We start from the raw sequence: 19,611 nt of genomic DNA on the forward strand, positions 1-19,611 counted from the left end.
GGTCACAAGCAGACCCTATGTGTCACAAAAGTTGTTCGGTTACACTCGGGGTCTGTAAAACCGACCCCACCCGAATAACGTTAAAGTTCTCACGAGGTTTGCCATGGCTGACTACAAAGCGCCGCTGCGCGATATGCGCTTCGTCCTCAACGAAGTTTTCGAGGTCGCCAAACTCTGGGCCCAACTGCCCGCGCTGGCGGAGACCGTCGACGCCGAGACCGTTGAGGCAATCCTCGAAGAAGCCGGCAAAGTCACCTCCAAGACCGTCGCCCCGCTCAGCCGCGGCGGCGACGAAGAAGGCTGCCGCTGGGAGAATGGCGCGGTCTTCACCCCGGCTGGCTTCAAGGACGCCTACAAAACCTACGCTGAAGGCGGTTGGGTAGGTGTTGGCGGCGACCCGGCGTACGGCGGCATGGGCATGCCCAAGGCGGTGTCGGCCCAGGTGGAAGAGATGATCAACTCCTCGGGCCTGGCCTTCGGCCTGTACCCGATGCTGACCTCCGGCGCCTGCGTGTCGATCAACACCCACGCCAGTGAAGAGCTCAAGGCCACTTACCTGCCGAATATGTACTCCGGCGTGTGGGCCGGTTCCATGTGCCTGACCGAACCTCATGCCGGCACTGACCTGGGGATAATTCGGACCAAGGCCGAGCCTCAGGCAGACGGTTCCTACAAGGTCAGCGGCACCAAGATCTTCATCACCGGTGGCGAGCACGACCTCACCGAGAACATCATCCACCTGGTGCTGGCCAAGTTGCCGGACGCACCGGCGGGTCCCAAGGGTATTTCGCTGTTCCTGGTGCCCAAGTTCATGGTCAATGGCGACGGCAGCCTGGGGGCGCGCAATCCGGTGACCTGCGGCTCCATCGAACACAAGATGGGCATCCAGGCGTCTGCGACCTGCGTGATGAACTTCGACGAAGCCGTGGGCTACCTGGTGGGCGAGCCGAACCGTGGCCTGGCCGCGATGTTCACCATGATGAACTACGAGCGCCTGGGTGTGGGCATCCAGGGCCTGGCCTCCGGTGAGCGCTCTTATCAGAACGCTATCGAATATGCGCGCGACCGCCTGCAAAGCCGTTCGCCAACCGGTCCGAAAGCCAAGGACAAGGTCGCTGACCCAATCATCGTCCACCCGGACGTGCGGCGCATGCTGCTGACCATGAAAGCCTCGAACGAAGGTGGCCGTGCGTTCTCCACCTATGTGGCGATGCAGCTCGACACCGCCAAGTTCAGCGAAGACGCCACCGTCCGCAAACGCGCGGACGATCTGGTTGCTCTGCTGACCCCGGTTGCCAAGGCGTTCCTGACCGACCTGGGCCTGGAAACCACCGTGCACGGCCAGCAGATTTTCGGCGGCCACGGCTACATTCGCGAATGGGGCCAGGAGCAACTGGTGCGTGATGTGCGCATCACCCAGATCTACGAAGGCACCAACGGCATTCAGGCCCTGGACCTGGTGGGACGCAAGATCGTCGGCAGCGGTGGGGCGTTCTACAAGCTGTTCGCTGATGAGATCCGCCATTTCACCGCCACTGCCGGCGCCGAACTGGCCGAATTCACCAAGCCGCTGAACGCGGCCGTGGATGACCTGGACGAACTGACCGCCTGGCTGCTGGACCGCGCCAAATCCAACCCGAATGAAATCGGCGCGGCATCCGTGGAATACCTGCACGCGTTCGGCTACATGGCTTATGCCTACATGTGGGCCCTGATGGCCAAGGCGGCTCTGGGTAAAGAGGCTCAGGAAGACTTCTACGCGAGCAAGCTGGGAACCGCGCGTTTCTACTTTGCGCGCTTGCTGCCGCGGATCGCGTCCCTCAGCGCCTCGGTAAAAGCCGGTAGCGAATCGCTGTTCTTGCTGGATGAAGCACTGTTCTAAGGACTTGGAGGGCGTGTAAGCATTCTCTTACATGACGTGCTGCTATTCGTCCTCTATCGCCAAATTGGATCCACGGATAATCTACTTCACATGGACGTCGCGCAGGAAGCGCAAAGCAACAACACGGACACGTAGGATTCTGCCAGGAAGGCGGAGTGAAATGGATGTCAGGGAAACAGTCTGCAAAGCCCCGCTTCGGCGGGGTTTTCTTTTGCCTGCGAAAAAGTCAGGCGGGCGCGTTCATCACGTCTTCCAGCAGCGTGCGCAACAATTCCAGCGTCGCCTGCTGGCGCTGCACATCCCGGCACACCAACCCCACTTTCAACGGCACCCGTGGTTCGCTCAAGGGTTTCCACAGCAACGCCTTGCTGTTGTGTTCATCCTGGGAGCGTCCGGGAAGCACCGTCGCCAGCTTGGTGTGGGGCAGGCTGTCGAGAATCCCCGCCATCGTATTCAACTCGGCCTGCACTTGCGGGCGTCGGCCCAGGTTGGCCAATTGACCTTGCCATATCTGGCGCACCTGAAACTCTTCCCCCAGCAGCAACATGGGTAACTCGGCGGCTTGCTTCAGGGAGACTTTCTTGAATTCCCGCAGCGGGTGATCAGCCGGGATGACCACCTTCAGTTCATCTTCATACAGCAGCACGCCGTGCAGCCCCGGCTGGCGTGGCGGCAGGTAGCTGATGCCGATATCCAGCGAGCCGTTGAGCAGCCGGCGTTCGATTTCCATCCCGGTCAGCTCGTAGATCTGTACGACCAGGTGCGGCTGGGCCTTGCGCACCCGTTCGAGCATCTGCGGCACCAGGCTGGTGTGCACGGTTTGCAGAACGCCGATCGCCAAGGTGCGCAGTGCCTGGCCCTTGAAGTTACGCAGCGCTTCCACCGCATGCTGCATACCGTCGAGCAAGGGCAGGGCGTGGTTATACAAAGTGTGGGCGGCGAGGGTCGGCAGCAGGCGCTTGCTGCTACGTTCGAACAGGCTCACATCAAGGTTTTGCTCGAGCTGGCGAATCTGCTGCGACAAAGCTGGCTGGGAGATCGACAGGCGCTCCGCTGCCCGCCCCACATGGCCTTCTTCGTACACCGCGACGAAATAACGCAGTTGCTTGAAATCCATAAGTAATGCTTATCGAAAATGCTGGAAAATCGAAATGGCCGAGTGCCCCCAAGGCGCCTAGTCTAGCGCCTATTCACAGGGCTTACAGGGCCGGAAAGCAAGATGAGTAGTGTTTATGTTGACGGTGTTTGCATAGGCAAGGCAAAAAACCTCCGCCATGGGTTTATCGGTAATACCGACCAAGGTGCGATTGCCAAAGAGGTTCATCCATGAACCTGTTCAACCTGCGTCGCCCCGCCCCCAGCCTGGATGATCTGATCCTCGAGGCGAAGACCCCGGCTCTGCGAGACGATCTTTCCAGCGATTGCCTGATGCCCAGCGTGGCCCGCCCGCCCCAGGTGTTTGTACGCGGCCAGGGCTCCTGGCTGTGGGACAGCGAAGACCGCGCCTATCTCGACTTCAGCCAGGGTGGCGGCGCCAACAGCCTGGGCCATAGCCCACAGGCAGTGACCAAGGCGCTGGCCGATCAGGCCCAATCGCTGATCAATCCCGGTAACAGCCTGCACAACCGCGTTCAACTGAACCTCGCCGACCGCCTGTGCCATCGCACCGGCAGCGACCAGGCCTACCTGCTCAACAGCGGCGCCGAAGCCTGCGAAGCGGCCATCAAGCTGGCGCGCAAATGGGGCCAACTGCACCGTGGTGGCGCCTATCGCATCATCACCGCGAGCAACGGTTGCCATGGCCGCAGCTTTGCCGCGATGTCGGCCTCGGCAGCCGCCAGTGAAAACCGTTTTGAGCCCCAGTTGCCAGGCTTCAGCCACGTGCCGTTCAACGACCTGCCGGCGCTGCACGCGGCGGTGGATGCGCAAACCGTGGCAATCATGCTGGAACCGATCCAGAACGATGCCGGCGTCATTCCCGCGACCGAGCATTACCTCAAGGGTGTCGAACGTCTGTGCCGTGAGCTGGGAATTCTGTTGATCCTCGATGAAGTGCAAACCGGCACCGGCCGTTGTGGCACGTTGCTCGCCGAACAGTACTACGGCGTACGTGCCGACATCATCTGCCTGGGCAAGGGCTTGGGTGGTGGTGTGCCACTGGCGGCGTTGCTGGCGCGGGGCAAGGCGTGTTGTTTTGAAATCGGTGAGCTGGAAGGCACCCACCATGGCAACGCGCTGATGGCTTCCGCTGGTATAGCGGTGCTCGATACCGTACTGAGTCACGAATTTCTGGAGCACGTTTGCGAGGTTGGCGCTTATCTGGGCGAAGGGCTTGCCCGCCTGGCGCATCGCTATGACCAGGGTGAACTGCGCGGCCAGGGCCTGATGTGGGGACTGACTCTGTCGGAGGATTCGGCAGATGCGGTGGTAAACGCCGCGCTCAGTGAAGGCCTGATCCTGAGCGCGCCGCAACCCGATTGCCTGCGCTTCACCCCGGCGCTCACATTGAGCAAAAGCAACGTCGACGAAATGCTCCTGCGTCTGGCCCGTACCTTCTCCCGGGTGCGCACTGCACAGCTGCAATGCCGCAAGGGCATTGCCGTTTAAGCCCCATATTTCCTGAACCGTCTCGCGGTATACGCGGCGCCTCCAGCCTGATTCTTTTGGCTGGGGGCGTTTTTTTGTCCGCGAATTAGACGATGGCTGAGTGCCAGATCCCACTGAACCCTTACCAACGGCCAAGGTCGATTAGCTTGTACGGCTCACACGAGCCGATTTTCTGGAGCTGAACCCATGGATATCATTCGCATCATCATCGCTATTCTGCTGCCGCCACTGGGTGTGTTCCTGCAAGTGGGTTTCGCTGGCGCGTTCTGGCTGAACATCCTGCTGACCTTGTGCGGTTACATTCCCGGCATCGTGCACGCGGTGTACATCATCGCCAAACGCTAAAAGACCTCAGCCTTTCGCGATCAGCCGTGAGTTGCGCTCATTGCGAAAGGCCAGTTGCTCAATGGTCTGGGTGGCGTGCTCCGCTTCTTCGCGGGCCTGGAGGATCATGCCGTGGTGCTCCGATTTGCTGCACACCGGGTCGGCGTTGCTGGCATCTCCGGTCAGCATGAACGCCTGGCAGCGGCACCCACCGAAGTCCTTTTCCTTCTCGTCACATGAACGGCACGGCTCGGGCATCCAGTCGTAGCCGCGAAAGCGGTTGAAGCCAAACGAGTCGTACCAGATGTGTTGCATGCTGTGGTCGCGCACATTGGGAAATTGCACCGGCATCTGTCGGGCGCCGTGGCACGGCAGGGCAGTACCGTCCGGCGTTACTGTCAGAAAGATGCTGCCCCAGCCATTCATGCAGGCTTTCGGGCGTTCCTCGTAGTAATCCGGCGTGACGAATATCAGCTTGCACGGGTGGCCTTCGGCTTCGAGCTTGGCGCGGTATTCGTTGGTGATGCGTTCGGCGCGCACCAGCTGTTCCTGGGTCGGCAACAGGCCGACCCGATTGAGCTGGGCCCAGCCGTAGAACTGGCAGGTGGCAAGCTCGACAAAGTCCGCTTCCAGGGCAATACACAGCTCAATGATGCGGTCGATCTTGTCGATATTGTGCCGATGGGTGACGAAGTTCAGCACCATCGGGTAGCCATGGGCTTTCACTGCCCGGGCCATTTCGAGTTTTTGCGCGAAGGCTTTTTTCGAGCCGGCCAGCAAGTTGTTCACTTGCTCGTCACTGGCCTGGAAACTGATCTGGATATGGTCCAGGCCGGCCTTCTTGAAGTCGCTGATCTTCTGCTCGGTGAGGCCGATGCCGGAGGTGATCAGGTTGGTATAGAAACCCAGCTTGCGCGCCTCGGCGATCAGTTCGGCGAGGTCCTGGCGCACCAGCGGCTCACCGCCGGAAAACCCCAGTTGCGCAGCGCCCATTTCCCGGGCTTCACGAAATACCTTGATCCACTGTTCCGTGCTCAGTTCCTTGCCCTGCTCGGCGAAATCCAGCGGATTGGAGCAGTACGGGCATTGCAGCGGGCAGCGGTAGGTCAGCTCGGCCAGCAACCAGAGCGGCAGGCCGATTTCCGGCTTGGGTGGCAGGTCAGGCAAGTTCGATCCAGTGCTGAGCACGGGCAACCTCCATGAATTGCTCGATGTCTTCACCGAGCTCGGGCACGCCAGGGAACTGCTTGTCCAACTCGGCGATGATTGCGCTGACATCGCGCTCGCCGTCGATCAAGCCACCGATCAACGCGGCGCTGTCGTTGAGCTTGATCATGCCTTCCGGGTACAGCAGCACATGGCCTTTTTGCGCCGGTTCGTACTGGAAACGATAGCCCTGGCGCCAGGTCGGTTTTTTGCTGCGATCGAAGCTCATAGGGAGATCCCCTTATGCCATACACGCTGGTCGGTCACACTGTGATACGGCGGGCGTTTCAGTTCATAAGCCATGCTCATTGCATCGAGCATGCTCCAAAGAATGTCCAGTTTGAACTGGAGAATTTCCAGCATGCGCTCCTGGCCTTCGCGGGTGGTGTAGTGCTGCAGGGTGATGGCCAGACCGTGCTCCACATCCCGGCGAGCTTGGCCCAGGCGGGTGCGGAAATACTCATAGCCGGCGGGGTCGATCCATGGGTAATGCTGGGGCCAGCTGTCGAGGCGCGACTGGTGGATCTGCGGGGCGAACAACTCGGTCAGGGAACTGCTGGCGGCTTCCTGCCAGCTGGCCCGGCGGGCGAAGTTGACGTAGGCGTCTACCGCAAATCGTACGCCCGGCAGTACCAACTCCTGGGAGCGCAGTTGATCCGGGTCGAGGCCGACGGCCTGTCCCAGGCGCAACCAGGCTTCAATGCCGCCGTCTTCGCCGGGAGCGCCGTCGTGATCCAGCAGGCGCTGGATCCACTCACGACGAATCTCCCGGTCCGGGCAGTTGGCCAGGATCGCGGCGTCCTTGAGGGGAATGTTCACCTGATAATAAAAACGGTTGGCGACCCAGCCCTGGATCTGCTCGCGGGTGGCGCGGCCTTCGTACATCGCCACGTGATACGGGTGATGGATATGGTAGAAGGCGCCCTTGGCGCGCAGGGCCTGTTCGAACTCGGCGGTGGTCAGCGGTGTGTCAGTCATTTGGCTCGCTCCTACAATTCAATGCTCATGCCGTCGTACGCCACTTCTACATTGCGTCGCAGCAGCTCGGCTCGCTCGGGCGAGTCTTCATCCAGGATCGGGTTGGTGTTGTTGATGTGGATAAGCACCTTGCGCTGCTTGGGCAACTGCTCCAGCACTTCCAGCATGCCGCCGGGGCCGTTTTGTGCCAGGTGGCCCATCTCGCGACCGGTGCGGGTGCCGACGCCACGGCGCTGCATTTCGTCGTCGTCCCACATCGTGCCGTCCACCAGCAGGCAATCGCTGCCGGCCATGATTTCCAGCAACGGTGCGTCAACCTTGCCCAGGCCCGGCGCATAGAACAGCTTGCCGCCGGTGCGCAGGTCTTCGACGATCAGGCCGATGTTGTCGCCCGGGTGTGGGTCGAATCGGTGAGGCGAGTAGGGCGGTGCCGCGCTGCGCAGCGGCAATGGTGTGAAGCGCAGGTTGGGGCAGGCGGGGATCGTGAAGCTGGCGTCCAGCTCGATGCGGTTCCAGGCCAGGCCGCCGTTCCAGTGGGTCAGCATGGTGAACAGCGGGAAGCCGGTGCTCAGGTCTTCATGGACCATGTCGGTGCACCACACCTGGTGCGGGCAGCCTTCGCGCAGGCTGAGCAGGCCGGTGGTGTGGTCGATCTGGCTGTCCATCAGGATGATCGCGCTGATGCCGGTATCCCGCAGCGCGCGGCCCGGTTGCATCGGGGCGAAGCCTTGAAGCTGGGCGCGGATATCTGGCGAGGCGTTGCACAGCACCCAGTTCACGCCGTCATCGGAGATCGCGATGGACGACTGGGTACGCGCCTCGGCCCGCAGGCTGCCGTCGCGAAAACCTGCACAGTTCACGCAGTTGCAGTTCCATTGCGGGAAACCACCGCCCGCGGCGGAACCTAGAATCTGGACAAACATGGCCGCTCCATTACACACAACTCAAAAATAAAAACGCCCCGGGCGAGCCGAGGCGTTGCATTGCGATACAAAGCCAATCAGCGGCTGGCAAAGTACATGGTGACTTCAAAGCCGATACGCAGATCAGTGTAAGCAGGTTTGGACCAAGTCATGTTCTTACTCCTACGAAGGGAAGGGACGTTTACTACCAAGTAATACATATAGTCCACCTCCAAGCGGAGATGTTCAGATGTGTGCATGTGAATGTTACGTACTTCTTTTGAAGATAGCGCTGTCCTGCGGGAAAAAGCCTTTTACCGAAGCGGCAATGATCAGCCAGATCGTTGCCAGGAGCCGGCGGCACAAGCGCCATTGGCCACACAGCGCCATCCGCCTGCAGCAGCATCGAGTTGCTGTGCAGCTACCATTAAATCCTCGCGGGTGCGGGTCTGGATGAAATCTTGCAGCTGCTGGATGTAATCCGACGGGTGGCCTGCCAAGTGCGCGTGCCAGAGCAGTTCAGCGGCTTGGGAAGTGGGTAGGGCGTCGAGGGAAAATTGCCGGGCCAGATCGTTCGGCAGTTCGCTGGCGTTGATCTGCGCGGGCAGTTGCTTCAGGAACGCCTGCAGGTGATCAAGTATTTGCGCAAGAGACGCGCTTGGGGATTGCACCCCAAACAGCAGGCCGGTTTGCCCGCTGTACTGTCGGATGCCGCTGAACACCGCGTAGCCCAATTGAAGCTCAACACGCAGTTGCTGGTAGAACGGCGCTTGCACCAGATGTGCGAGGAGGCGCCAGCAAGCTTCGTCCGCCAGGGAGCGTGTGGCTGTCGGGCAGAACAGCAGCAACGCGGCGTCGCTGGAATCGGTCCTGACTTCGTGCCAACGATGCTGGCCGCTGATTGATGGCAGTTCACTGATAGCCGCTTGCGGTTGGCCGGGCAGTTTCCCGGCTGCACTTTTTATCGCCGTCTCGCAGGCGGCGGGCAGCCCCATGGCAAGCCCTTGCCAGCGAGCGGTTGACCATCGGTCTTGCCCGGCAACCTGCTGTGCAGCTGGGATGTCGGCGCAATACCCGGGCAATGCCTTGAGTAACTGCCGGATCGCCATTGCCGGCGCGGGGGAGGATGACGCTCCGGCATTTTCGTCGAGCCGGGTCAGCTCACGGGCCACTTCCTCCAATATCGCGGGCATGGGTTCGTGCAGCCCTAGCATCTTCAGCTGCCAGTGACCGCCGATTGTCTCGAAAGACAACTGGACGCCAGCCTGGCTGGCGTTCTCACGCAGCCGTGGGAAAAGCTCTGCATCCAGCGGCGAATCCAGATGCCAGCGCAGGTAGAGCGCGCCTTCATCTGTGTCGCCTGGCAAGGCCTGGCTGAAGGTCAGCGCCGAAAAGTCCTTTCGCCCACGGGAGCGATCCTGGGCGAACGTGCGCAGGCCGCGATGGGCGCTGGTTTGCCCGCGAATCAGCCCCGGGCGCTCTTCCCTGGCTGCCGGCTGCAGGAACGGATTGGTGGGCGGCAGTTGCCAGGCGTGCCGGGACGGCGGCAATTGCAGCGAGTCCAGCAGGGTCTTGAGGGAGCTGGCGCTTTGCTCGGACAGGACCAGTTCGTTGGCCTGCCGGGCCAATGCCAGGGCACCACTGACCTGTTGTTTGCGAGCAAGCAGCAAGGCGTACTCTTCCCGCAGGGGCGCCCAGTCACTGTGTGCGAAAAAGCTCAGCCAGTCGTGCAGCAGTTCTTCGATCAGTGTCGTCTGCTGCGCACCCTGAGTGTCCAGGGTGAACTTGATATCCAACAACGCCTGTCCGGCAAATTGATACAGCGCCGTTGCGTTAATGGCGCTGACTAACTGCCGCGACTGCAACTCGGCGAGCAACCCGCCGGGCGCCGAAGTGTTCAGCCACAGGCAGAGGAAATCCAGCGCCTCAGGGGAAGCCTCGCTTACCACCACCTGATGCCAGTGGTGTTCATCGGTGTGTTGATAAGTACGTTGATTGCCGGCCAGCAACGCTGGCGCCGACGTCTGTCGCCGCAGAGGTGCAGTCTTCAGCGCAGCGCCAAACTGATGCGCCAATGCCTCCAGCTCCACCAGCGACTGAGGGCCCGCAAGGCTCAAGGTCATCTGCCCGGAATGATAGAAACCTTCATAAAAATCCCGCAATGCCTGCTGAAAATCCTCACGCTCTACCGCCAAGCTATCCCGGTTGCCCGCATGAAACGCGCGCAACGGATGATCCGCCGCAACACCTTCCAGCAACGCTTGTTGCTGTTGCGCCGTGGCATCTTGCGACCAGGCAATAAACTCCGCCTGCAATACTTCGCGCTCACGCAACTGGTCTTCCAGGGCCAGGCGCGGATGGGCGAGCATGTCCCCCAGGCGCTCCAGTGCGGCTTCAAATGCCGTAACAGGCACCTCAAAGAAAAAGTCGGTAGTGCGCTCGCGGGTGCTGGCATTCACCTGTCCACCCTGGCGCTGGACGTAGGCCATCAGCCCGTCGCTTGCAGGAAAACGTCCGGTGCCCAGGAACAATAAATGCTCAAGAAAATGCGCCAGCCCCGGCCACGCCAGGGGCACATCGTGGCTGCCCGCTGCAACGCGCAAGGCAGCCGCGGCGCGCTTCAAGCGCGGCGCATGATGCAAGGAAACCCGCAGGCCGCTGGCCAGGGTCAATTGAAGGTGATGAGGGTGGGCCGGCGCAGGCATGAGCACTTCCGAAACGTAGGAAGTGCCTATGCTAGCGCAAACCTGCGGGATCAGTGCTTGTGCAACGCCCCATAAAGCTCGGGACGCCGGTCCAGCAGGTAGCGATTGGCCGCGCGTGAGTCGACCATCAACTGCCGATCGAGTGTGCCCACGATCAGCGCTTCATCCAGACCTGCCTGGGCAATCCGCTGGCCATCCGGCGCGGCGATGCTGCTTTGCCCGCAATACTGGATCTCGCCTTCCTGCCCGCAGTAATTGGCGTAGGCCACATAACACTGGTTTTCAAACGCCCGCGCCCGCACGGTCACATCGGCGACGAAATCGAAGGGCACCATATTGGCCGTCGGCACCAGGATCAACTCCGCCCCGGCCAGCGCCAGGCGCCGGGTGTTCTCCGGGAATTCCAGGTCATAGCAAATCAGGAAACCCAGCTTCCAGCCGTTCAATTCCACCAGCGGAAAATCATCGTCCCCGGCGCTGAACATCGAGTTGTCGAGGTCGCCAAACAGGTGGGTCTTGCGGTAGTTGCACAGGCGTTGGCCGTTGGCGTCTATCAACTGCACGGCGTTGTAGATCTGCCCGTCTGCACCGCGCTCCGGATAGCCATACAGAATCGCCACGCCCGAGTTTTTCGCCAGCGCGGCGATGGACTGGGCAGCGGGGCCGTCCTGGGTTTCAGCCAGGGCGCCGACCGCTTCCACGCCGATGTTATAGCCGGTGAGAAACATCTCCGGCAGTACCAGCAAGTCGGCGTCGGTGGTCTCCTGCGCCAACTGATGCAGGCGCTTGAGATTGCCGGCCACGTCCAGCGGCAGAGGCGGGCATTGATACAGGGCGACACGCATGGGCAACTCCTTACTCGGGCAGCGCGATTGGCCCGATCTCATCGAATACATCCCCCGGCCCCGGGTTCTGCGGGTGAGTGCTGCCACCGAAGTGAGTCATGATGCCCCACACCGCGTTCAGCGAGGTTTGCACGGCACCTTCGACCCACGCAGGCGTCCAGGACACGTCGTCACCGGCGATGAAAATACCGCGTTGCTCAGCCGGCATGTCCTTCTGCATGAAGTGCGCGTACATCCGCTGGTTGTAGCGATAGTGGCCGGGAAGTGCGCCTTTGAAAGCGCCGAGGAAATGCGGGTCGGCTTCCCATGACACGGTGATCGGGTCGCCGATGATCCGCGCGGCGATGTCGACTTTCGGGTAGATCTTCTTCAGCGCATCCAGAGCCAGTTTCACGCGTTTCTCGATGGGTTGCGGAAGCATTTTCAGCGCATCGCTCATCCAGGAGTAGGACAGGCAGATCACCCCCGGCTTGTCGTCGCCGTTGTCGAACAGATAGGTGCCGCGGGTCAGGCGATCCGTCAGCGTCATGCTCATCAGGTCGCGGCCGGTTTCCGGATCCTTGTCCTTCCAGAATGGCCGGTCGACCATCACGAAGGTCTTCGACGACTGCATGTAGCGGGTGCGGTCCAGGGCCATCCACATCTTTTGCGAGAACAGGGTTTCGTCGCACTCGATCTGGGTGGTCAGCAGCCAGCTCTGGCAGGTGGTCAGCACGGCGGCGTATTCGCGGGTGTCACCGTAGTTGTCGGTGACGGCGAAACGGCCGTCCGGCGCGTGGGCAATGCGCTTGACCCCGGCCCGTGGCGCACCGTTGTGCAGGGAACTGAGGCTGGTGCCTTCGGGCCAGTGGGCGCAACGCTCCGGCACATGGCGCCAGATGCCCATGGGCACTTGGGCGACGCCGCCGACCACCAGATGCTGGTGATCGTCGCAGTTGGTCATCACCACGCGGAAGATTTCCAGCATCGAGTTGGGGAAGTCCGAGTCCCAGCCGCCGGTGCCGAAACCGACCTGGCCGAACACTTCGCGGTGATGAAAGGACAACTTGGCGAACGCTTTGGAGGTCGCCACGAAGTCGTAGAAGGTGCGGTCGTCCCACAACGGAACCAGCGTATTCCACAGCTCTTTCAGGCGCGGTACGTCACGGTCGCGGATGGCTTGCTGGATATCGGCGAACTGCGAGCCGGCTTCCAGGGCGTCGGCCCAGGCGTCAGCCACTTCCTGGAACAGTGCAGGAAGGTCAGCGAGTTTCTGTGCGTAGTGCGTCTGGCCTTCGAGGTCGATGACCGTGCTGCCGGAAGCCGGCGTCAGCGGGTTGGGGAAGGGTTTGGTCTCCAGCCCGAGCTTGTCCACATAGTGGTAGAACGCGGTGGAGGACACCGGGAAGCGCATGCCACCCAGTTCCGCGATGATGCCTTCGGCGCCTTCAAACGCCTGGGAGCGCAGGCGGCCACCCATTTTCGAGGCTTCATACACCACGGGTTTAAGGCCCAGCTTCATCAGCTCATAGGCGGCTACCAGCCCGGCAATCCCGGCGCCGACGATCGCCACTTCGGCGCCGTGGTTGGCCGCCGGAATGCTGCCCAGGCCCGCCGGATGCTCGATCCAGTCATCAAAGGCAAACGGGAAGTCCGGGCCAAAGATGGTGATCGGCTTTTTACCGGTGGCGGGGTGGCGATTGGTCTTGCTGATGGTGCTGGAAGGAATGCTCATGGCTGACCTTGCTGGCGGCTCGGCGGGGCGCGACCCGCTGAGTATAGGAAAAGATGGCAGCCATTCTAGGGAGCGTAGCGTTCGTTAATAAGACGCAATGTGTCGTCGGATTGAATTGTTTTTAGTCAGAGTGACGAGCTTGCTGGTCAGATTGGTTGGCCGCGATCCAGTTTGTTACTGAGGATGATCGAGGTGGTGGTCTTCTCCACGCCATCGACGCTGCCGATCTGGTCCAGCAGTTGATCCAGCTGTTCCGGCGAATCGGTGCGCAGCCAGGCCACGTAATCGAACTCGCCGCTTACCGCACATAACTGCTGAACCTGCGCCATGGCACTGATCCGGCGCAGCACTTCCTTGCCGGAGCGCGGTTGCACGGTGATCCCCACGTAGGCCTGCAAACCACCGTCCACCACCCGCTGGCTGAGGCGCACGCCATAGCCGGTAATCACCTGGGTTTTTTCCAGGCGCGCCAGGCGTGAGGTGACGGTGGTGCGCGCGATGCCCAGTTGCCGGGCAAGCATGGCCACGCTTTCACGCGCGTTGATCTGCAAGGCGGCGATCAACTGGCGATCGATTTCATCGAGGACGGGAGGGTGAGAGGCGGGCAAGGTGTTCTCCGGCGCGGGCATCAATGGGCGAGCATGTTACAGGCTCGGTCCTGGCGATACTGCCCGCCCGGCCGGGAATTTATTTTCGCCGCTGATCGAACACATTATTTTGTGCCAGATTGTGAAAAGTAACTGTTTGGTACATTATTTTGCGTTAGGTATACAGGAAGGACGTTTGCGCGATGAATAACTTTGGGGCTGCCACCGGCAGCAGATGGTTGCTGGTTGGGCTGGGCCTGCTGATCGCCTTGATTGGCCTGGGTTTGGCAGGCGGTGGCGGTTACCTCGTAGTGCTGGGCGGCAGTTGGTATTTCCTGCTGATGGGCCTGGCGATGCTGGTCTCTGGTGTGCTGATCGCCAAGCGTCGGCCTCAAGGCGCCTGGCTGTACGCCGTGGCGTTGGTGCTGACCGCGATCTGGGCGGTGTGGGACACCGGGCTGGAATACTGGCCGCTTGTTTCACGAGTCCTGACCTTTGCCGTCATCGGCCTGGTGGTCGCGCTGATTTATCCACAGCTCGCCCGCGCCTCGGGATCGACACCCGGGCGCGGCGCCTATGGCGTTGCCGGGCTGCTGGGCCTGGGCGTGGTCGCCACCCTGGCGTACATGTTTGTACCGACCCACGTGGTCAAGGCCAGCAGTGAGCCTGCGGTGACTGCGGTAACGCCGGGCACCGAGCAAAAAGACTGGGCCCACTGGGGCAACACCACCGCCGGCAATCGGTTTGCCGCGCTGGACCAGATCAACAAAGGCAACATCGACAAGTTGCAGGTGGCCTGGACCTTCCACACCGGCGACATCCCCGAGAGCAATGGCGCCGGTGCCGAAGACCAGAACACCCCGCTGCAGATCGGTGACAGCGTTTACGTGTGCACCGCCTACGGCAAAGTGTTTTCCCTGGACGCCGATACCGGTGCCCAACGCTGGAAATTCGACCCCCAGGGCAGCGGCCCCAACTGGCAGCGTTGCCGTGGCCTGGGTTATTTCGACAGCAGTGCCAGCGAGCAACCCGCCGGCGCCAAAGCCTGTGTGAAACGTCTGTTTCTGCCGACCGGCGATGCCCGGTTGATTGCGATCAATGCTGAAACCGGCGCGCCCTGCGAAGACTTCGGCGACCATGGCACCGTCGACCTGAAGACCGACATGGGCGAAGTGAAGCCCGGTTATTACCAGCAAACCTCGACGCCACTGGTGGCGGGCAATGTGGTGATCGTTGGCGGACGCGTGGCGGATAACTTCTCCACCGGCGAACCGCCAGGCGTGGTGCGCGCCTTCGACGTGCACAGTGGCGAACTGGTGTGGGCCTGGGACCCGGGTAACCCGAACACCACCAAACGCCCGCCAGCGGGCGAGACCTATACCCGTGGCACGCCGAACGTGTGGTCGGCCATGTCCTACGACGCCAAGCTCGGCCTTGTCTACCTGCCTACCGGTAACGCCACTCCGGATTTCTTCGCCGGTGAACGTACCGCCTATGACGACAAATGGAGTTCCTCCATCGTCGCCCTCGACGTGAAGACCGGCCAAGTGCGCTGGCACTTCCAGACCACTCACCACGACCTTTGGGACTTTGACCTGCCGGCACAGCCGCTGCTCTATGACATTCCGGATGGCAACGGCGGCGTGCAACCGGCACTGGCCCAAGTCACCAAGCAAGGTGAAATCTTCCTGCTCAACCGCGCAACCGGCGTGCCCATCGCCCGGGTCGAAGAGCGTCCGGTGCCCCAGGGCAATGTGCCCGGCGAACGTTATTCGCCGACCCAGCCGTTCTCGGTGGACATGCCTTCGATCGGCAATCAGCAACTGACCGAATCCGACATGTGGGGCGCCACGCCGTTTGACCAGTTGATGTGCCGCATCCAGTTCAAGGGCATGCGCCACCAGGGCGTCTATACGCCGCCAGGCCTGGACCGCGCGCTGCAATTCCCGGGTTCGCTGGGGGGTATGAACTGGGGCAGTGTGTCGGTGGACCCGAACACCCACTACATGTTCGTCAACGACATGCGCCTGGGTTTGGCCAACTACATGATCCCGCGCGACAAGATCGCCGCCGGTGCCAGTGGCATCGAAATGGGCGTAGTGCCGCAAGACGGTACGCCATTCGGCGCGATGCGCGAGCGCTTCCTCTCGGCGGCGGGCATTCCGTGTCAGAAACCGCCGTTTGGCACTATGTCGGCCATCGATCTGAAAACCCACAAGCTGATGTGGCAAGTGCCGGTGGGCACGGTTGAAGACACCGGGCCGCTGGGTATCCGCATGCACATGCCGATTCCGATTGGCATGCCGACCCTTGGCGCATCGCTGGCGACCCAGTCTGGTCTGTTGTTCTTCGCCGGCACCCAGGACTTCTACCTGCGCGCTTTCGACACCGGCAACGGCAACGAGATCTGGAAATCACGGCTGCCGGTGGGTAGCCAGTCGGGGCCGATGACCTACGTGTCGCCCAAGACCGGCACGCAGTACATCGTGCTCACCGCTGGCGGCGCGCGACAGTCGCCGGACCGTGGGGATTATGTGATTGCCTACGCGTTGCCCAAGAAATAGGGCGTGAAAAAGCCGCACGGATGTGCGGCTTTTTTTTGCGTCTTAGATCGTGTCTGCCAGCAGGCATCGGGCAAAGAGTTGTGGCACCGGAAGGTTGCGCTGGCTGTAGCGGCTCAGCAAGATGATTTCCCGGTTAAAGGTCAGCTCGCCCAGCGGGATGACACGCACCTGCGGGGATCGGTCCAGCCATAGTCCGGCGTGGGGAACCAGTGAAACGCCCAGGCCGCATTCGACCATTTTGACCAGCGCCTCAATCTCGTCCAGTTCCAGCGCCACTTGCACGTCCAGCCGCTGATCCCGCAGGAAGCGACTGACCAGCCGCCCGCCAAACGAAGCCCGGTCGTAGCGCACGTGAGGATGAGCGGCGAGCAGTTGCAGCGGGTCATCCCCCTCGACCGTCAGCGGCGCGATCAACACAAACGGCTCCCTGCGCAGCAGTTGCACGTGCAGTTCCTTGGGCAAGTCAAAGGGTGGGCGAATGATGATCGCCGAGTCGAGTTCGCCTGCATCCACCTGGCTGAGCAGCTCCAGGGAAACTCCCGGCACCAACTTGCACTCCACCGTCGGCGCCGCCTGGCGCAAACGCACCAGGGCCTGGGGCAGCAGGCCGGTCTGGGCGGTGGTGATGGCGCCGACCTTCAACTCGCCCCTGTACTCATTGGCATCCACCGGCACAGCCATGCGGTTGAACGTCTCGAGAATCTCCCTGGCCAGCGGCAGCGCGCGGATCCCCGCCGCGTTCAGCGTGGCCTGGCGCCCGGTTCGGTCGAACAACTGCACGCCGAGCACCTGCTCCAACTGACGGATCTGCGCACTCACCGCCGATTGCGTCAGCCCGATATGCATGCCCGCTGCGGCGAACGTGCCATGGCGGGTAACGGCGATAAAGGTTTTCAGTTCCCGCAGCATGGGCGTCTCGATTGATCAAAATAATTTGAGCTCGCTGCGAAAACTATCGTCTTTCCATCGGTTACGGCAAGGCTAGACTCGCAAGGACTTAATACCCATAGAGGTTAAACCTGATGGCACTGGCTCCTTTTCACCTGGCAATTCCGGTATTCGACCTGGCGGCTGCGCGGCAGTTTTATGGTGAGGTGTTTGGGTTGGAGGAGGGACGTGCCAGTGATCACTGGGTCGACTTCGACTTCTTCGGGCATCAATTGGTGATTCATGAGCATCCGAAAACCGCTTCTCAAGAGGCGGCGCGCACCAATGCGGTAGACGGTCACGACGTGCCGGTGCCGCATTTTGGCGTGGTGTTGAGTTGGGATGATTGGCATGCGTTGGCGGAGCGTTTGCAGGCGCGCAATACCCGATTTGTGCTGGAGCCTCACATTCGTTTCAAAGGCCAGGTGGGCGAGCAGGCGACGTTGTTCCTGTTTGACCCGTGCGGCAACGCGTTGGAGTTCAAGGCGTTCAAGGACATTGGGCAGTTGTTTGCCAAGTGAGGGCGCTTTGATGAATGGCCTGGATGCAACGGGCATCGCCGAGGCGGTGGGTTCGGGGGCGATTACGCCGGCCTTGGTTGCTGAACACTTTCTTGCGCGCATAGGTGTCGACGAACCAGATATCCAGGCGTTTGTATCCTTCGACGCTGAGGCGGTGCGCGAGCAGGCGTTGCAGCTTGAAGGCTGTTCCGGTCCGCTGGCGGGCTTGCCCGTGGGGGTCAAGGACATCTTTGATACCGCCGACTACCCAACGGAATTCTATTCGCCGATTTACCTGGGTAATCGTCCATCGCGGGATGCCCATGTGGTGACGCTGCTACGACAGGCGGGCGCGATCATCATGGGCAAGACCCACACCACCGAATTTGCCTACATGAACACGGGGCCGACGCGTAATCCGCTGGATTTGTCCTGCACTCCGGGTAGCTCCAGCGCGGGTTCTGCTGCGGGGATGGCGGCCGGGTTTTTCCCGTTGGCGTTGGGTACCCAAACGGCGGGGTCGTTGCTCAAGCCTGCGGCTTATTGCGGGTTGTTTGCCTTCAAACCGTCGTTTGGACTGGTCTCGCTGGAAGGCGTGAAACCCCTGGCGCCGAGCTTCGATACGGTGGGTTGGTATGGGCGCTCGGTGCGTGATCTTGAGCGGGTGGCGCAGGTGTTGATTCGAGGGTTTCCGGCTGTTGAGGTCGGTCGTCGGCCTTTGCGGCTTGGTTTCTGCCGTACTTCTCGCTGGTCGGATGTGCAGCCGGTGGTGGCCCAGGCGATTGAGCTAGCGATAGCCAGGTTGGGGCCTCTTGTCAGTGAAGTCGTGTTGCCCGAGGCGTTCGACGGAGTATTCGACGATCACCAGTTGATCAACGATTGCGAAGGTGCCCGGTCATTGGCCAAGGAGTTTCAGTCTCATCCCGAACTACTCAGCGACTCGACGTTGGCCATGATCGAGCGCGCCCAGACGACGAGTTGGGAGCAGGAGTCGGCAGCCAAGGCCCGCTTGGTACAACTGGCCCCGCAGCTTGCGCAAATCTGCCAGCCGTTTGATGCGATGTTGAGTGTTTCCTGCGGGATGCTGGCGCCGGTGGGGTTGGCGACCACGGGCCCGTCGGACTTCATCAAGTTCTGGGGTGCGTTTGGATTGCCGCAGGTGAATGTGCCGGTGGCGCGTGGGGAAAAGGAGTTGCCGGTGGGGTTGCAGGTGATTGGGGCGTTCAGAGGGGATGCGCCGTTGCTGAGCGCGGCGCAGGTCATTGTTGATGCGTTGGTGAGCTGAAAGGCACTATGGGGGAACACGTCTCTGATCTGTTGAGTGAGCCCAGGCGGCTCATTCAGAGGATGAAAAATGAAATTCCCTGTGGTGATGCATAAAGACGCTGACTCAGATTACAGCGTGACAGTCCCGGACGTGCCAGGTTGCTTCTCGGCCGGCACTACGTTTTCGGAAGCTCTGGATAACGTGCGCGAAGCCTTGGCGCTGCATCTGGAGGGATTGGTTGCCGATGACGAGCGGCTCCCACAGGCAAGAGAGGTCGACTTCCATTTAGAGAATCGCGACTTTGCTGGTGGAGTGTGGGCGGTCATCGATTTTGATCTCACTCCTTACCTGGGCAAGTCAGTTAGGTTCAACGCCTCACTGCCTGAGCAACTGTTGAATTGTATTGATGAGCGAGTGCAAAAAGACCATCGCTATGCCTCGCGCTCGGGGTTCCTGGCGACGGCGGCTTTGCGCGAACTTTCCGTTTGATAATGGGCTGAGAGAACGCACAGTACAAAAAATGCTTACGCGCGCAAAGCGTAAGCCTTTCTTGTTCTGAGGCGGTGTGATCAGCGAGATTTATATAGTTAATTGCTACAAATA

At 61.1% G+C, this 19,611-nt stretch carries 18 protein-coding genes; 7 read left to right on the plus strand and 11 right to left on the minus strand.

Translation table 11 applies throughout. The annotated features are described in order from the left end of the window. Positions 1-103: 103 nt before the first annotated feature. On the plus strand, positions 104-1,882 hold the full coding sequence (locus tag HX814_RS10025; protein WP_177008813.1) for an acyl-CoA dehydrogenase C-terminal domain-containing protein: 1,779 nt from the start codon (positions 104-106) through the stop codon (positions 1,880-1,882). A 226-nt stretch (positions 1,883-2,108) separates the two neighbouring features. Here the strand turns inward: HX814_RS10025 and HX814_RS10030 are convergent, their stop codons facing one another. Next, positions 2,109-2,999: a LysR family transcriptional regulator gene (locus tag HX814_RS10030; RefSeq protein ID WP_003211052.1), complete on the minus strand. Its 891-nt coding sequence runs from the start codon at positions 2,997-2,999 to the stop codon at positions 2,109-2,111. A 209-nt stretch (positions 3,000-3,208) separates the two neighbouring features. Between HX814_RS10030 and HX814_RS10035 the strand changes: the two genes are divergently transcribed. Together HX814_RS10035 and HX814_RS10040 are read left to right on the plus strand one after the other, a co-directional pair. Continuing rightward, a complete protein-coding gene (locus HX814_RS10035; RefSeq protein WP_177008812.1) occupies positions 3,209-4,489 on the plus strand; it encodes an aspartate aminotransferase family protein in 1,281 nt (426 codons plus the stop codon). Between the two features lie 186 nt (positions 4,490-4,675). Then, a complete protein-coding gene (locus HX814_RS10040; protein WP_003211049.1) occupies positions 4,676-4,834 on the plus strand; it encodes a YqaE/Pmp3 family membrane protein in 159 nt (52 codons plus the stop codon). Between the two features lie 6 nt (positions 4,835-4,840). On the opposite strand, the gene pqqE is transcribed toward HX814_RS10040, so the two are convergent. The 9 genes from pqqE to HX814_RS10085 all read right to left on the minus strand — a co-directional run bounded on the left by pqqE (position 4,841) and on the right by HX814_RS10085 (position 13,792). Continuing rightward, positions 4,841-5,980: a pyrroloquinoline quinone biosynthesis protein PqqE gene (gene pqqE, locus HX814_RS10045; protein WP_008434380.1), complete on the minus strand. Its 1,140-nt coding sequence runs from the start codon at positions 5,978-5,980 to the stop codon at positions 4,841-4,843. Next, a complete protein-coding gene (gene pqqD, locus HX814_RS10050; protein ID WP_003211043.1) occupies positions 5,973-6,248 on the minus strand; it encodes a pyrroloquinoline quinone biosynthesis peptide chaperone PqqD in 276 nt (91 codons plus the stop codon). Before pqqD ends, pqqE begins: the two co-directional genes overlap by 8 nt. Next, entirely contained in the window at positions 6,245-6,997 is a 753-nt protein-coding gene (gene pqqC / locus HX814_RS10055; RefSeq protein ID WP_177008811.1) for a pyrroloquinoline-quinone synthase PqqC, read from the minus strand. The genes pqqD and pqqC overlap by 4 nt, the downstream gene beginning before the upstream one ends. A gap of 11 nt (positions 6,998-7,008) precedes the next feature. Next, positions 7,009-7,920 carry a pyrroloquinoline quinone biosynthesis protein PqqB gene (gene pqqB / locus HX814_RS10060; protein WP_003211040.1) on the minus strand — a complete coding sequence of 304 codons (912 nt, stop codon included), beginning with the start codon at positions 7,918-7,920 and terminating at the stop codon, positions 7,009-7,011. Positions 7,921-7,997: 77 nt separating this feature from the next. Then, positions 7,998-8,072, minus strand: a complete 75-nt coding sequence (gene pqqA / locus HX814_RS10065; RefSeq protein WP_003194766.1) for a pyrroloquinoline quinone precursor peptide PqqA — start codon at positions 8,070-8,072, stop codon at positions 7,998-8,000. 159 nt (positions 8,073-8,231) lie between these two features. Next, positions 8,232-10,604 (minus strand): pyrroloquinoline quinone biosynthesis protein PqqF, encoded by a 2,373-nt coding sequence (pqqF, locus tag HX814_RS10070; RefSeq protein ID WP_177008810.1) that lies wholly within the window; start codon positions 10,602-10,604, stop codon positions 8,232-8,234. Between the two features lie 50 nt (positions 10,605-10,654). Next, positions 10,655-11,449 (minus strand): carbon-nitrogen hydrolase family protein, encoded by a 795-nt coding sequence (locus tag HX814_RS10075; protein WP_177008809.1) that lies wholly within the window; start codon positions 11,447-11,449, stop codon positions 10,655-10,657. Between the two features lie 10 nt (positions 11,450-11,459). Continuing rightward, the gene (locus HX814_RS10080; RefSeq protein WP_032899288.1) at positions 11,460-13,142 is read right to left on the minus strand and encodes an NAD(P)/FAD-dependent oxidoreductase; all 1,683 of its coding nucleotides are present in this window, start codon (positions 13,140-13,142) and stop codon (positions 11,460-11,462) included. A 167-nt stretch (positions 13,143-13,309) separates the two neighbouring features. Next, a complete protein-coding gene (locus HX814_RS10085) occupies positions 13,310-13,792 on the minus strand; it encodes an Lrp/AsnC family transcriptional regulator (RefSeq protein WP_050543199.1) in 483 nt (160 codons plus the stop codon). A 161-nt stretch (positions 13,793-13,953) separates the two neighbouring features. Here HX814_RS10085 and HX814_RS10090 point away from each other — a divergent pair, with 161 nt between their 5' ends. Next, positions 13,954-16,314, plus strand: a complete 2,361-nt coding sequence (locus HX814_RS10090) for a glucose/quinate/shikimate family membrane-bound PQQ-dependent dehydrogenase (protein ID WP_177008808.1) — start codon at positions 13,954-13,956, stop codon at positions 16,312-16,314. A gap of 42 nt (positions 16,315-16,356) precedes the next feature. Here the strand turns inward: HX814_RS10090 and HX814_RS10095 are convergent, their stop codons facing one another. Further along, on the minus strand, positions 16,357-17,223 hold the full coding sequence (locus tag HX814_RS10095) for a LysR family transcriptional regulator (RefSeq protein WP_003211026.1): 867 nt from the start codon (positions 17,221-17,223) through the stop codon (positions 16,357-16,359). Between the two features lie 113 nt (positions 17,224-17,336). Between HX814_RS10095 and HX814_RS10100 the strand changes: the two genes are divergently transcribed. From HX814_RS10100 to HX814_RS10110, 3 genes are all read left to right on the plus strand, one after another. Next, positions 17,337-17,762, plus strand: coding sequence for a VOC family protein (locus tag HX814_RS10100; RefSeq protein WP_177008807.1), 426 nt, complete (start codon positions 17,337-17,339; stop codon positions 17,760-17,762). Positions 17,763-17,772: 10 nt separating this feature from the next. Beyond that, complete coding sequence (locus tag HX814_RS10105) at positions 17,773-19,026, plus strand: amidase (protein ID WP_177008806.1); 1,254 nt, start codon at positions 17,773-17,775, stop codon at positions 19,024-19,026. Positions 19,027-19,095: 69 nt separating this feature from the next. Beyond that, positions 19,096-19,497 carry a type II toxin-antitoxin system HicB family antitoxin gene (locus HX814_RS10110; protein WP_177008805.1) on the plus strand — a complete coding sequence of 134 codons (402 nt, stop codon included), beginning with the start codon at positions 19,096-19,098 and terminating at the stop codon, positions 19,495-19,497. Positions 19,498-19,611 lie beyond the last annotated feature (114 nt).

Origin of the sequence: Pseudomonas sp. C8002, assembly GCF_013385765.1 — a bacterium.
Classification (GTDB): Bacteria; Pseudomonadota; Gammaproteobacteria; order Pseudomonadales; family Pseudomonadaceae; genus Aquipseudomonas.